Origin of the sequence: Bacillus sp. SIMBA_008, assembly GCF_046535495.1 — a bacterium.
Lineage (GTDB): Bacteria > Bacillota > Bacilli > Bacillales > Bacillaceae > Bacillus > Bacillus subtilis.
Genome location: NZ_JAWRWL010000486.1, coordinates 1 through 271, shown reverse-complemented (window position 1 = coordinate 271; position 271 = coordinate 1). Strand labels below are relative to the sequence as shown.

The 271-nt window shown below is 69.4% G+C and carries 1 pseudogene; it reads right to left on the bottom strand.

The features are described from left to right. Positions 1 to 271 (bottom strand): annotated as a pseudogene (locus tag SB658_RS24130) (amino acid ABC transporter ATP-binding/permease protein); the annotation flags it as partial.

The following is a 271-nucleotide window of genomic DNA, read 5'->3' as shown; positions in this document are numbered from 1 at the left end:
CGATGTTGAACGCGGCAGCGGCGATGAGGCCGGCGCCCGCTCCCGTCGTCGCCCATATCGCGGACGTGACGGCGACGGGCACGATCACGGCCGTGACGGCGGGCACGATCGTGTGCGCGAAAAACACCTCGACACGGTCGATATCGCGCGTTGCGACGGTCGTGAGGTCGGCGGAGGCCGATTCCTCGTCGTCGGCCGACAGCGGTGCGACCGCGTCGAAGAATGCCAACCGCATGTCGGCGAGCAGGTCGAACGCTGCCCGGTGGCCGAG